Source organism: Photorhabdus australis DSM 17609, from assembly GCF_000711895.1.
Classification (GTDB): Bacteria; Pseudomonadota; Gammaproteobacteria; order Enterobacterales; family Enterobacteriaceae; genus Photorhabdus; species Photorhabdus australis.
Map to the genome: position 1 here is coordinate 19724 of NZ_JONO01000037.1, position 15089 is coordinate 34812.

Genomic DNA, 15089 nt, shown 5'->3' on the forward strand with positions numbered 1-15089 from the left:
TGTGATACTTATCCGTGTGAATCCCTTTAATCGATTGAGATTAAAGGGATTCACGGAAGTATCCATTATTGCTGGTGGTGAACTTGACGATTCAATTGCCATGACAATAGATTGGTAAATGCTTGCCAGCGATGGAATTGTTTAGTCTGTTCTGCTGTCATTGGTTGTGGTTCACCTAATAATAATCCTTTCTGGTTTGCCCATGGTCGAAACTCACCTTTGCCTATCATGATGTAGCCGCCTTGCGGTGTAATAATCACTTCCGGGTTGTATCCCTGGCACCAGATAGGATCCAGATGTTCAGCCAGTAAATTACAACCGGTACGGTAATAAGCAGTATTTGACAAACTTAAATGGTAGAGAGTTGGCCAGATATCTTTATGACTGCCGACTCTGGTCGCATCAAAAAACATATTCTGGCGATAAGCAGGGGGGACGTAGAGATAAAATGGTACACCATGGCCGATAGCCAGTTCATGAGCATCTGGATAACCGATACCTCGTATATTATGGTCACCGGTTACTGCAATAATGGTGTGGGTGGCAAGTGACTGGGATTTCATCCAACTGATAAATTGTCCCAATTGATCGTTGCTATAACGCAGAGTATGGAAAACCTCTTGTAGTTCATCACCACTAGCCAGATGGTTTAAGCGCTGTTTCTCTATATCGTTCAGCTTAATATCTGTTTTCTTATAGTTTTCTGGTGACTTATACGGGGGATGATGGGTAGTAGATAGCGACATAATCAGAACATGTTCCCCGTTCTTTTCTGCCTGAGTTAAACGTTCTTTGATATAACGGAACATAAACTCATCAGGTACACCCCAGGTATCGAACTTGGCTTCTGGGTAACGTTTTTTCAGCCCATTTTGATCAATAAATTCACTGACGCCTAGATTTGGCAGGAACTGATTTAAATTACGCCATGCGCCATTACCTGATGTAACGAAAATGATTTTATAGCCGTTTACCAGATAGGGCTTAAACATATTACTGGTGAAATTGAGATTTTGGGCTGTAGACTGACTGATAGCACTGTTCGGGCTGCGGATAAGGAAGCGGCTTAAACTGTCAATAGTGCCATCTCCTTCGGAAACGAAACGTTCAAAACGCCAGTCATTTTGCCAGTGCGGGCGCAGGGCGCCAAAAACATCAAGCTCTGAACGATCTAAGCTTTGCAAGTGATAGCCCATACTTTCCATCACGTTAAATATTACATGAGGTGGTTTTTTCTGAGCGACAGGATTGTCGGAGGTTTTAACCATAAACGGCAACAGGCTAGCCGGAGTTGGATTATCCAGAAATTGGCTTAATAGCTTGCTACCTTGTTCATCCGTTGCCTCTGGGAAGTAGCTGTTTTTGTAATGATCATTGAAGGCCCAGTTTAGAGCCATCAGGCCGTTAGGAGTCAGCATGTTAAGCATTTTAACTTCTGAAACCTGTGTATTGGATTGACGTAATGGGAAGGTACCGATGGAGCCGCGCATTCCAACGAAACAGATCGCCAGAATAGCCAGCGTTGCTATGGCAGAAGTTGGCAGATTAGTTTTGCGCTCTGTGCGTTGGATAAGGCGGCATTGCCAGAGGAGGCAGAGCCGGAAAACGATAGCTGCGAACAGAGTTAAGCAAAATAAGCCACGGATGACAGGATAATCATTCCACAGGGTATGCAGCACGGCTGTTGTGTCATCTTCTACCAAACCGAAAATGAAAATATCAATCGACCGTTCATAAGTGGCATAGTAGTAAATATTACCTACAGTCAAAGCTCCAATCAGTGTATTTAATATCGTTGTTAACCATGGCCAAAAACGCTGCCATATGCTGAAGCTGTTTTTATTAATAGCCAATAAGCTGGCAATTAGCAGGCAGGGAACAAACAGCAGACTGGCAATACGGATATCAAACAACCCGCCAATCCAGAACATTCTTTCTACATCCTGAAAGGAATCTGCAAAGAGTTGATGACTGCCATAAGTGAAGAGAAGGAAAATCCTTCCTGCCATTTGTGTAGCCACAGCTAACAACCAGGGCAGTAAAAGAGCGATAAAAGCCTGTTTAAATCTGCAAAACCACATAGTACCTTCTTAATAATAGATAGTTTAGTAAGAATAATTTGATATTTTGTTGGTAAAGATCCTAATCTTATATCAGCATGTTACTGCTTATCCCATTAGGTTATTTTATTTGACATTTTTTGCAGTAAAGAAGTCATTGGTCAGATATAGACAATTGTAAGGATGGTTCAGACTGTCAACTATCCTTTACCCGAAAGGGTACTTTTGCCGACATAAGGCGGTAAAAGTATGTCGACGAAGCGTTAGCTTCGCTGGTTTTGAATGTACTTTACATATATGCAAAGGAGTAATAATGATTAACCGTTCAAATACTATCAGACTGGTTATGCCACAGTGGCAAGGAGGAAATAATCCGGCATATAGATTTGGTGCAAAAATGCAGAACTGGCTTGCACCGGAAACGGATGCACCTGTTATTCATGTACCTGTCCGCAAACTGCGGGTCCCCTCTTGCTAGAAAATGGTATTAAGAATAAAGTCAATTTCTTTAATCATCTTTAATGTTGTTAAATGTCTTAATATCATCTCGTCTTTGTTATTGAGTTAATGTTGTTATTTTGTTGCCTTATTAATCAATTTAAAATCCGTTTTTCTTGATGTTTGCTCTCTCTATGTCAGTATCGCGTCGGATTTTTTTCTCGATTTAAAAAATCTTTAATCAAATTTTTACTTTTGATGATTAAAGTTCTTACTGTGTTCTCAAAATGCACTTGTCATTTTTTCCAGATTTTTAAAAACATATTGATAATTGAAACCGGATTTTCTTAACACGAGTTTTCTCATTGGTAAAAACACAGCAGTGATAGTTGAGGCAAAAAAGTCAACAATCTCAAGGATGGTTTAAATTAAAACCATCCTTGAAAATTATCAGTTTATTAACGTTGTTATTAAGCTAGAAAGGGTAACACTTGCACAGGAGAAATAGGCGTTACGGTATTTAACTTTTGGCTGTTCCAGCTTTTTTACGGCATCTATCCACATCTCTTAGCAATTGGTTGACATGATCATCATCGAACATTGTTTTCAATGTGGTATTCAATTTACGTCGCCAGTTAGGATATTCCATTATCGTGCCTGGAACATTGACGGGTTTATCCATATCCAGCCAGTCTTCGGGTTGTAACCCCAGCAGTGAGCAGGTGCTATGAGAAATATAACGATGTAATCCTTGATTTATCACGGGCGACATTGCGACTTCTTTTGCAATGTGGCTGATATGTTCTGGGATATAGCCGTAGCGATGTAAACCTTCTAATAACCCTTGTTTGCTGGTTTGACGTTCGGTATATAACCCTTGTAGCAGGTCTTTATCCAGATATAACTTGAGTGATTCCCCAAGTGTCAAATCGTCGCTTTGCCAAAATCCACGTAAAGTAGGTAAATCATGAGTGGTGATGGTCGCCATTGCTTGTATCGGATAATTCTCAGGTGCGCGGTATTCTCCATTGCCATGACGCTCAAAGTAGAACACTTTATAAGAATAAACGCCGTTATCGCGTAGTTTGCCCACAATTTCTTCCGGCACGATACCCAAATCTTCGCCAATGACCAAACAATGATGGCGTTGACTTTCTAATGCCAGAATTGCCAGCAGATCATCAACTGGGTAGTGTACATACGCCCCTTTGTCGGCAGTTTCACCATAGGGAATCCACCAAAGCCTGAGCATCGACATAACATGGTCAATGCGTAACGCGCCGCAGTAGGTCATATTTGTGCGCAGCAAATTAATGAAAGGTTGGTAAGCTTGGGTTTGCAAAACATGAGGATTCATCGGAGGTAGACCCCAGTTTTGACCTAGTGGCCCCAGGGCATCCGGTGGTGCTCCTACTGATGCTTTGGTGCAGTAGACAGTCCGGTTACACCAAGTTTCTGCTCCTCCTTCGGCTACGCCAACAGCTAAATCACGGTAAAGCCCAATTGGCATCTCACTTGCCTGGCTCTGAGCAAAGCAGTCTGCAAGTTGAGAATCAGCCAACCACTGTAGCCAGAGAAAGAATCTCACTTCCTGCGGGTGAGACTGGCAAAACATTTGTATGGCCTCACCGTGCGGATCGCGGTACTTCTCCGGCCACACTGGCCAGCCCCAACAGGTACTATCTTCAGTGTATAGCTGGTAGTGCAGGGCATCATAGATTCCCTGATAATAAAGACATTCTCCGCCTTGAATAATAAATTGGCGAAAAGACACCTGTTGAGAATCAAGTTCTGGGCGGGTATTGAATTGTTGATATGCCAGACGCAGCGCTGCTATTTTCAATGCCATAACTGTGGTGTAATCCACCCATTCTGCATTGCGGGCATATTGCAACATGTGCTGAATTGTCGGTGTTTGCCACCACTTCTGCGCTTCTTCACTACATTGGAAATCCTCAACCTGATTAACATCAATATAAATGATATTGAGCCAATTGCGTGAAGAGGGACTGTAGGGACTGGCGCTTTCTGGCATAGCTGGATGCAAAGCATGCAACGGATTCAGCCCAATAAAGGCACCACCCCGTGTCGCTACTTCTTCTAGCATGTATTTCAGGTCGCCAAAATCCCCGATTCCCCAATTGGTTTCTGAACGTAGAGTATAGAGTTGCACGCAAGTCCCCCAGAGTTTTTCTCCTTTTAGCAGGGCATCTGGTTCATAACAGCGTTTGGGGGCCACGATAATCTGCATAGGCCAGCATTGGCTTCCTTGTATCAGAGTGAGGCGATGGTACCCTAGTGCAAGCGTATTAGGGAGTATCAGTTGATGGCTGCAATGCCCCTGAAATTCTTCTCCTTGTTCCGTTTGTATCTGCCATTGATAGTCCCCTTCGTTTTTTAACGTGATAGTGAAGCTTTGTCCTTGAGTGAAGACTTTCACTGTTGGCAGGGGGGAAACCGGCACACTGACCGGTTTGTTAATGTTCATGGCATCTAATAAGCGATATCTGGTTTCTGCTGGAATTGCTTGCAGTTTTCCATAAGCATTAATATAGCTGGCGACAATGCCAGCTTCGGTCGCTAAATGATCGAGGTGCTTCTCCTCCATGCTTCTTCCTTATCTCTTTGCTTGCCAGATACGTTGCTGATAATCACGGATTGTTCTGTCAGAGCTGAACATACCCATCCGGGCAGTATTCAGAATAGCGCTACGTGTCCAGCTTTTAGTGTCTCGGTACAAGGTATCGATCCGTTTATGCGCATCGCAGTATGTGGCAAAATCGGCCAATACCAGATAAGGGTCGCCTCCATCAATGAGACTATGCAATAGCATGTCAAATGCGTGTTTATCGCTGTAGCTGAATTCTCCACTTGCCAGCGACTTGAGTATGTTGTCCAGGTGTTGATTTTCCTGAAGTAACTTCAGTGGATCGTAACCGGCAGCTTTCAAGGCTTTCACTTCTTCTACGGTATGCCCGAAGATGAAAATATTGTCATCTCCCACCTGTTCGGCAATTTCAACATTTGCGCCGTCTAATGTGCCGATAGTCAGTGCCCCATTCAGTGCCAGTTTCATGTTGCCAGTACCAGAAGCTTCTTTGCCGGCGGTGGAGATTTGTTCTGAAACGTCAGCAGCTGGGATCATAAGCTCTGCAACGGAAACTTTATAATCGGGGATAAAGGCGATTTTGATGCGATCCTGGACGATAGGATCGTTATTAATCTTTTCTGCCGCCTGATTGATCGCAGAGATAATGCTTTTTGCCAGATAGTAGCCTGGCGCTGCTTTTGCACCGAACAGGAACACTCGGGGCACGACATCCAAAGACGGGTTTTCTTGAATCTGTTTATAAAGTGACAAGATGTGTAGCAGGTTCAAGTGCTGACGTTTATATTCATGCAACCGTTTGATTTGTATGTCAAAAATGGCGACAGGATCCAGCTTAAGCCCCATCACTTTATTCACATAATTGGACAGACGAACTTTGTTGTCTAGTTTGATTGCCTGATACTCGTCACAGAAAGCAGAGTCATCTGCATGGGGTTCAAGTAATTTAAGTGTATCAAGATCGTTAATCCATTCACGATTAAGTGTGCGATCAATCAGTCCCGACAGAGCAGGGTTACACTGTTTGAGCCAACGACGCGGCGTAACACCATTCGTTACGTTATGAAATTTGTTTGGCCATAGTTGATGATATTCTGGGAAAAGATCTTTAACTACCAGCGCTGAGTGCAGTGCTGCTACTCCGTTTACGGCAAAGCAAGCGACGACGCAAAGATTAGCCATTCGCACCTGATGGTTATGATGTACCGCTAATTTTTCCCATACGGCTTGATTATCTGGCCAGGTTTGCTCCACCAGTTTTTTGAAACGGGTGTTGATTTCTTGAATAATGCTGTAATGGCGTGGTAGCAAATGGCTCACTAGCTGTTCGTCCCAGCATTCCAAGCCTTCTGGCATCAGGGTGTGGTTGGTATAGGCGAAAGTATGGCTGGTTATCTCCCATGCAGTTTCCCAGCTCATCTGGTGCTTATCCAGCAGAATACGCATCATTTCGGGAATAGCGATAGTTGGATGGGTGTCATTAAGCTGGATAACTTCATACTTAGGCAAATCTTCTGTTTTGCGGCCTGCCTGGTGATGGCGGCGCAGAATATCTGCTACGGAGCAAGCACACTGGAAATATTGTTGCATTAGACGTAAGCGTTTGCCGTCCTGATGATTATCGTTCGGATAGAGAACTTTCGTCAGTTTAGCGGCTTCAACACCTTGCTGTTCCGCTTTCAGGAACTGTCCATCGTTGAACTGGGAGAGATCAAATGGAGAGGCATGTGTTGCTTGCCACAGGCGCAATGGTTGGGTAACGCCGTTGTGGTAACCAATAATCGGTAGATCCCAGGCTTCTCCAATCAAGGTAAATTCAGGAATCCAGGTTTCGCCTCCATCAGCGGCTTTAACGACTTTGCCACCAATATTAACTTCAACATCCAACTGGGCATTGTGACGGAACCAGGGATAGGATTCTCTCTCCCAGTTGTCTGGTTTTTCAATCTGTTGTCCTTGCTCAAAAGATTGGCGGAACAGGCCGTATTGATAATTCAGGCCATAGCCAATGGCGGGCTGATCAACGGTTGCCATCGAGTCGAGAAAACAGGCAGCAAGCCGTCCTAGTCCGCCATTGCCTAATGCGGGGTCTGTTTCCTGCTCCAGAAGATCACTCAGGACGATATTTTCTTCTGCCAGGTAATCCTGAACGTTTTCATACCAACCAAGGTTAATCAGATTGTTTGCAGTTAAACGACCAATCAGAAACTCCATGGAGATGTAGTTCACATGGCGTTGTTGGTCGGAATGCTTGATGACAGGACATGCAGGTAGCAGTTCTGACAGAGCCATACTCACAGCTTGCCACCACTGATGCTGAGTCATTTCCTGTGCTGAACCGAGGCCAAAGCGCTGCCATTGACGTGTCAGCGCAGCCTGAAACTGAGCTTTATCTAATCTGGACTGTTGCATGGAGTCTTCATCCTGTAGCTGAAAAGGAAAATTTAGACACTATGCTGAATGCTCTCAGGATCTAAAGCATCATCCTGGAGAGGTATTAGTCAGGGAGGAGTAAAAGGGCGTAGTCAGTAATCATATTTTGCTTCATTTTGGCACCGATTAAATCCACTTTCTGTCCGGGAATCGATGAGGAAATTTGCTAATCGCTTCCACAGCTTATAAGTGGAAGGTGGAATTTGCTGTGCAAGAATGTGATAGGGTGCGCAACTTAATACATGAGGGTCGCAAACCTGTTTGCAAAGGCTGTGTATTTCACTAAATTTGGTTGGGCTGATTAATGACATTATTACGAGCCGTGAAATAAATTATCTAAATCATTACACACGGTTTCAGCACAGGTTTTACTTATTGCTTCTTATTTTTTGGGCACGGAAATCAATGCTTATCCCATCAAAACTTAGTCGTCCTGTTCGCCTGAATAATACGGTTGTGCGTAAGCGCTTATTAATCAGGTTGAATGAGTCGTCTAATTATCGTCTTGTTTTGATAACCAGTCCGGCAGGTTATGGCAAAACCACATTAGTTTCTCAGTGGGCAGCTGAACAGGAGAATCTGGGATGGTATTCGTTGGATGAAAGCGATAACCAACCGGAACGTTTTGCTAGTTATCTTATCGCGGCGTTACAACACGCTACGCAGGGACACTGTGTTAAAAGTGAAGTGCTGGCCCAAAAACACCAATATGCCAATTTACCTGCTCTCTTTGCACAATTGTTTATTGAACTCAATGAGTGGCGGTACCCAATTTTTTTGGTGATTGATGACTATCATCTAATTATGAATAACGTTATTCATGAGGCCATGCGGTTTTTCCTGCGTCACCAGCCTGAAAATCTTACTTTAACCATTTTATCTCGTAATCTGCCTTCGCTTGGGGTTGCCAATCTGCGTGTGCGTGAACAATTGCTGGAAATCGACAGTCAGCTACTGGCTTTTGATTATCAGGAAACCCAACAATTTTTTGATAAGCGTTTGACTACATCGCTTGATGCTGACGATTGTAAACGTCTATGCAACGAAGTGGCTGGTTGGGCAACGGCGCTTCAGCTTATTGCCCTTTCAGCACAGCAGTCATGTGATGCCGCTGAGTTGTCAGCTAAACGCTTGTCGGGTATTAACGCCAGCCATCTTTCCGACTATTTGGTGGATGAAGTACTAAATCAGATAGATGAGTCAACGCGTGAATTTTTGTTGCGTAGCTCTATCTTGCGCTCCATGAATGATGGTTTGATTGTTCGTCTTACCGGTGAGGAGAATGGCCAGCAACGCCTTGAAGAAACTGAACGTCAGGGGTTATTTATCCAACGGATGGATGACTCTGGTGAATGGTTTCGCTTTCATCCACTATTTGCCTCATTTTTACGTCAACGCTGCCAGTGGGAAATGGCGTTGCAATTGCCAGAATTGCACCGTGCTGCTGCAGAAGGTTGGTTGGCACAGGGATATCCGGGCGAGGCTATTCATCATGTGTTGTCTGCGGGCGATACTGCCATGTTACGTAATATTTTATTGCAACATGCTTGGGCGTTGTTTAACTACAGTGAACTATCTCTGCTGGAAGAGTGCATGAGTGCGTTGCCTTATGAGCAACTGTTGGAGAGTCCGCGTTTGGTGCTACTTCAGGCTTGGTTGGCCCAGAGCCAGCACCGTTACTCAGAGGTCAATACATTGTTGAACCAAGCGGAACAAGCACTGCAACAGAAACAAATTGCTATTGAGCCGGATTTATTGGCTGAATTCGACGCTTTGCGGGCTCAGGTGGCTATGAACAGTGGCAAGCCGGAGGTGGCTGATAAGTTAGCGAAACAAGCTTTGGCGGCACTGCTTCCTCAGAATGAATATAGTCGTATTGTTGCGACTTCGGTGGAAGGTGAAGTATTACATTGTAAAGGTGAGTTGACTAATGCATTGGCTCGGATGCAACAAACCGAGCAGCTTGCACGTCGTTTCCAGGTCCATCACTACGCGTTGTGGGCGTTGTTGCAGCAAAGTGAGATTTTATTAGCTCAGGGATATTTGCAGACGGCTTATGAAACGCAGAACAAAGCATTTGAATTGATTCGGGAGCAGCATCTGGAGCAGCTTCCGATGCATGAATTCCTGTTACGTATCCGCTCACAGCTTTTGTGGTGCTGGTCCCGTCTTGATGAAGCCGAAGAGGCAGCGCGTCGTGGTTTGGAAGTATTAGCTAACTTCCAACCTCAGCAGCAGTTGCAGTGCTTAACGCAACTCGCTAAGTGTTCTTTGACCAGGGGAGATATTGATAATGCCCGCCGTTATCTGGCTCGCTGTGAAAACCTATTGAATAATGGGCAATATCACAGGGATTGGCGAACAAATACTGACAAACTACGCGTTATCATTTGGCAGAGTATGGAAGACAAAAGCGCTGCTATTCGGTGGTTGGCGCAGACTGAGCGACCAGAAAGCGTAAATAATCATTTTAATCAGGGACAGTGGCGTAATATTGCTCGTGCTCAGATCCTACTTGGTTTGTATGATGAAGCCGAACCTATTTTGGATACACTGAATCGACATGCGAGAAAATTGCAATTAATAAGCGATCTGAACCGTAATCTACTGTTGTGCAATTTGCTTTACTGGCATACCGGGCGCAAAAGTGAAGCACAGAGTGTCCTTATAGAGGCACTGGCTTTGGCTAACCGTACAGGATTTGTCAGTCATTTTGTTATTGAAGGTGAGTTGATGGCCCAGCAGTTACGCCAGCTTATTCAGCTTAATACGCTGTCGGAACTGGAGTTACACCGGGCTCAACGTATTCTGCGGGATATTAATCGTCAACATCGCCACAAATTTGCTCATTTTGACGAAAGTTTTGTCACACAATTGCTGACACATCCTGATGTTCCAGAGCTTATTCGTAATAGTCCACTTACGCAGCGTGAGTGGCAGGTTTTAGGGTTGATTTACTCAGGCTACAGTAACGATCAAATTGCTGTAGAGTTGGATGTAGCAACGACAACCATTAAGACCCATATACGAAATCTGTATCAGAAGCTGGGCATTGCGAATCGCCAGGAGGCGATTCAGCAGGCGCAGCAACTGATGCAGATGATGGGGCTAGGTGTATGACTCGGCGGTACAGGGTTTGTGAAAAATTAGCCCAATAAGAACAGCTGATTTGGCGCGTTTTCTTCTTCATTTTCCTGTTTATTCTGTTGTGCAAAGTCACTTTTCGGCGTCTTGATACATTCCTGTGTGATATACCCTATGGATTTCAAGATGCATCGCGACGGCAAGGGAGCGAATCCCCGGGAGCATAGATAACTATGTGACCGGGGTGAGTAAGTGCAGCCAACAAAGAAGCAACTTGAAAAATGACGGGGATAGATGTTAAGACTTTAAAGAAACGATTTGTCCCTTAAGACCGCAACTTAGTGAACGTGCGGATAGAGCTAACATGGCACCGAGTAGCATTACCAGCATCAGAGACTGTTTGGGGGAAAATGGTAACACCATTGCTATCAACGAGATGATGGATCCAATAGCCATTTGGATGAATCCTACTAATGCAGAAGCTATTCCTGCCTCGTCAGAATAAGGTTCCAGTGCATAACTGGTCGCGGGCCCCATAACAAATGCAAGACCTGCACAAGCGAAAGCAACTGGCAACATATAACTTAACCAGTGTTGGCTGGCTACGTTTGGTAGCAGATATATTCCTGAGAACAGAGACAGGCTACCCAGTGCTATCAGAATTGAACCTAACAGTAAGCAGAAAGGGCGGCCAGTTCGATGAATGATTTTATTGGCGATCAGGAAAGCGATCATAGTCCAGAGTCCGTTGCCACCAAAAATCAATGAAAATATTAGTGGTGAAATATGGCCTTCGGTCATGAGTACCGTTGGCGCAAATGAAACGTAAGTAATCACTATTCCCATGACAACGGCGTTAACCAGTGCAAAGTGCATGAATCGAGCATTGCTGAGAATTTGATAATATTGTTTCAGGGGAAGTCCATGAATTTGTTTGGTGTTTGTAGGGCGTGTTTCTGGCAGCCAGGTGGCAATAATGAGCAATACAATAACGGAGTAGCAAACCAGAGACCAGAATGGCGCTCGCCAATTAAAAATCTCGGCTAACAGGCCACCGAGCAATGGGGCCAAAGCAGGAACAATATTCAATGTACTGTTAAGAAAGCCGTAGGCTTTAGCTGCCTCGTCACCGTTCAGACGGTCGCGTACACCGCTGATGCAGACGACACTGGTACAGCAGACAGCACATCCTTGAATAATCCGTGCTGTGATAAAAATCTCGGAATTGGTTGAAAGCGCTGCGATTGCAGAACCGAGGATGTATAAAGTGATACCGACTAAGGCAACAGGCCGACGGCCAAATTTGTCTACCAGTGGTCCGGCGATTAATTGCCCCAGCCCCATGATCAACAGAAATAAAGAAATTGTTGACTGAATAACTTCATTATTAACCTGAAAATCTTCAGCGATAGCAGGAATTGTAGGTAGAAACAGATCAATACCTAGCGGCCCAAAGAGTACCAGACTAAGTAGTAGAAGAATGTAATTTCGCATGTGTATTCTTTTGATATTTCAATAAGTGGTGATGGTTTTATTAGCAAATAGGTTCAGTGAAATTCATTCGTTAACACGACAAAAGATCTTGGATACACCATATCTACTGGCAAGTCATTTCAAGCTGGCGATAGACATGTTTAAGGATCTCGCAACGGACTAAACCCTTTACTTTTTTTAAAGTCTGAACTTTATACGAGCTATTTACTGGTGTAAACCAACTAGCTTATATAGGTATTTTTATATCGCTCGAGAGTCTGGCTATCTCCAGGGAAAAAGCACACCGTTTCTGACAAATCAGAAATGATCAGGAATTTTTTAGTCCATTTCGTCACCTATCAGAAAATAGCTTCAGGTCATAAAATGCCCTTATCGCCTGTAGCAACGTCGTAAGATGGAAAATCTTTGGCACAGTTTTGTCGGATTTTGAACAGAATTTCTTGCCACTAACCATACGAACCAGCAGTTCTGCTGCAATTGACTATTCATTCAAAATAATAATGTATTTTATACAAAATACTTTAATTTTTTAAATGTTTTTTGTAATTTTATAGGTTTTTTGTTGATCTAAATTAATTTTAAGTCAATATTCTCTTACCTATTCGAGATTATTGTGCTTTCTTATAGTTAGAAATGATTAATTAAGGTAATGAAATCATGGAAAATGGAAAACGGTTTGAAGATATGCTTTCTCGCTTTGTTGGAAACGGTCCTTATCTGGAAATAGATGGTGAAAAGTATATTGATGCAGCTTCTGGGACATTTAACCTTCCACTTGGGTACACTAATCGCAGAATAGCAGAAAAACTAAAACAGCAGATCGATAGATGTACACATCTGAGTTCAGCTTATACTCATGAAATGTCCCAATATATTTTGGGTAAATTGGTTAAATATACTCCTGAAGGTATTAATAAAATATGGTTGCGCGATGTTTCCGGTTCTGGCGCGGTTGAGTGTGCAATTCGTATTGCGCAAAAAGCAACAGGTCGGTCAGGGGTTATCTCTTTCTTTTTGGCTCATCATGGCCAGTCTTTAGCCACAGCGCAAATTTCGGGTAATGCTTTTAGAATTAAAGACTTCCATGTCAATATTGATGGTTCTTTAAAAGTTCCGACTCCTGCCAGCGTCATGTCGGAATTTGAAGCGAATACAGAACCTAATCAATATTTTGACCTGGAGCAATTTATTCAATTGGGTTCAAATGACAATATTGCCTGCTTAATCATCGAGCCTATCCAGGGGAATGGTGGAAATAACGTTTTCCCTGTTGATTTTTACCGTAAGATCAGAGAAATCTGCCATAAACATAATATTATTATTATCGCCGATGAAGTGCAGACCGGATTTGGCCGTACTGGGACATTTTTCTCCTCAACCGGTTACGCTAAAGAATTAGAACCAGATATTATTGTGTTCGCTAAGGGGGCTGGTGGTATCGGTATTCCTACCGGTGGTGTGCTGATGCGCAGTTCATTGGATGTCTTGGAATCATTCGAACATTCCAGTACATCAGGTGCTAATCCTCTTTCATTAACAGCCCTGAACGAAATTATCGATATCATCGAAGATGAACATGTTCTGGAGAATGTTCAGTGTAACGAAGCTTATTTGCGTGATGGCTTATTAGCATTACAACATAAATATCCAGAAATTACCGGTGTCAGGGGCGTTGGTTATATGTTTGGCTTTGATACGCCATCACCGGAATTTGCGGCACAAGCAATTGCGATAGCGAATTCTCATAACTTGATTATCCGCGGCTCTCGTTATGGTAAAGGCCGCGCACTTAAAGTTCGTCCGCCGTTAATTTGTACTCAGGCACATTTAAACGAAATTCTGCATAAACTTGATCTAACTTTTGCTGATCTGACTTTAGGAATGCTGGACAACAAGGAGGTAGCGTAATGAAAGCACTTAAATTTAATCGGGTATGGGATGTGCAAATCCAGGATGTTGAACCGTTACGTTGTGTCGAGCCTGATGATGTTGTCGTTGATATTGCGGTGTGTGGCGTTTGTGGCACAGATGTTGGGATTATCACTGGATCTTATCCTGTTGCCATTCCGGGAACCACTCTGGGCCATGAAACAACGGGTGTTATTGCGGAAATAGGGAAGAGTGTCACGCGTTTTAATGTGGGTGACCGTGTTGTCATCAATCCAACCTATTCTTGTGGGCATTGTCGGATGTGCCAGACAGGCAGTCCAAATCATTGTGAGAAAAAATTGGGAACCGAAGCGGGGGTTTCTTATGACGGAGCATTTGCTGAACAATATCTGGCTAAAGAGAGTTCACTGATAAAGTTGGATGATCATGTCAGTATGGAAGAAGCATCACTGACTGAGCCATTGAGTTGCACATTGACCGGGGTTGATAAACTGGGCATTACTCATACTAATATTCGTGCAGCGGTAGCTGGCGCAGGTCCAATGGGGATGCTCTACATCTGGGCTTTACATGCCAGAGGCGTTAAAGCTTTCATGGTCGAGAAAAACGAAAATCGTGTTCAATTTGCCAAAGAAAATCTGCCACCGGAATGTGAACTGTACACTGATTTTGATGAGGCATTAGCGCAACGATATGGTGATAAATTAGCGCTTATCGATCTCTGTGTGGATACGACCGGGCAGTTAACCGAATACATTTTTGAACATTTGGCGCCTGGCGGGAAGTTATTGAATGTCGCGCTTAAAGATAAGTATGCCAATCTTGATATCTTGAAAATTGCTGATAAGAGCCTTTCAGTGATTGGTTCCATTGATTCTCTGAATAACAGTTTTGAGCGTGCTTATACCATGATCCGTGATGGTGTTATTCCAGCCGGTCGTTTGGTCAGCCAGATTTTTGATTTTAATGATTACTTGCAGGCTTTTCTCACGGTTGGTTGTGATATTGCGTGCAAAAGCCAAAAACCACTGTTTACTCCAAACTGTAAAGTGCTTATCCGTATTTCCGATCTAAAATAATGG

General features: G+C 43.6%; 8 protein-coding genes. 4 read left to right on the top strand and 4 right to left on the bottom strand.

Annotation, left to right across the window (positions count from 1 at the left end):
- Positions 1 to 65: 65 nt before the first annotated feature.
- Complete coding sequence (locus tag BO26_RS11950) at positions 66 to 2081, bottom strand: LTA synthase family protein (RefSeq protein ID WP_036771620.1); 2016 nt, start codon at positions 2079 to 2081, stop codon at positions 66 to 68.
- Positions 2082 to 2373: 292 nt separating this feature from the next.
- On the opposite strand from BO26_RS11950, the gene BO26_RS23135 reads away from it, so the two are divergent.
- Positions 2374 to 2538, top strand: a complete 165-nt coding sequence (locus tag BO26_RS23135; protein ID WP_201771267.1) for a hypothetical protein — start codon at positions 2374 to 2376, stop codon at positions 2536 to 2538.
- A 480-nt stretch (positions 2539 to 3018) separates the two neighbouring features.
- Here the strand turns inward: BO26_RS23135 and malQ are convergent, their stop codons facing one another.
- Positions 3019 to 5106, bottom strand: a complete 2088-nt coding sequence (malQ, locus tag BO26_RS11955) for a 4-alpha-glucanotransferase (RefSeq protein ID WP_036771621.1) — start codon at positions 5104 to 5106, stop codon at positions 3019 to 3021.
- Positions 5107 to 5115: 9 nt separating this feature from the next.
- On the bottom strand, positions 5116 to 7518 hold the full coding sequence (gene malP / locus BO26_RS11960) for a maltodextrin phosphorylase (protein ID WP_036771623.1): 2403 nt from the start codon (positions 7516 to 7518) through the stop codon (positions 5116 to 5118).
- A 426-nt stretch (positions 7519 to 7944) separates the two neighbouring features.
- Between malP and malT the strand changes: the two genes are divergently transcribed.
- Positions 7945 to 10659: an HTH-type transcriptional regulator MalT gene (gene malT, locus BO26_RS11965; protein ID WP_036771624.1), complete on the top strand. Its 2715-nt coding sequence runs from the start codon at positions 7945 to 7947 to the stop codon at positions 10657 to 10659.
- A gap of 261 nt (positions 10660 to 10920) precedes the next feature.
- On the opposite strand, the gene BO26_RS11970 is transcribed toward malT, so the two are convergent.
- Positions 10921 to 12117 carry a multidrug effflux MFS transporter gene (locus tag BO26_RS11970; RefSeq protein ID WP_036771625.1) on the bottom strand — a complete coding sequence of 399 codons (1197 nt, stop codon included), beginning with the start codon at positions 12115 to 12117 and terminating at the stop codon, positions 10921 to 10923.
- A gap of 657 nt (positions 12118 to 12774) precedes the next feature.
- On the opposite strand from BO26_RS11970, the gene BO26_RS11975 reads away from it, so the two are divergent.
- Both BO26_RS11975 and BO26_RS11980 read left to right on the top strand, forming a co-directional pair.
- Positions 12775 to 14025, top strand: coding sequence for a class-III pyridoxal-phosphate-dependent aminotransferase (locus tag BO26_RS11975; RefSeq protein ID WP_036771626.1), 1251 nt, complete (start codon positions 12775 to 12777; stop codon positions 14023 to 14025).
- The gene (locus BO26_RS11980; RefSeq protein WP_036771627.1) at positions 14025 to 15086 is read left to right on the top strand and encodes a zinc-dependent alcohol dehydrogenase; all 1062 of its coding nucleotides are present in this window, start codon (positions 14025 to 14027) and stop codon (positions 15084 to 15086) included. Before BO26_RS11975 ends, BO26_RS11980 begins: the two co-directional genes overlap by 1 nt.
- The last annotated feature ends 3 nt before the right edge of the window (positions 15087 to 15089 follow it).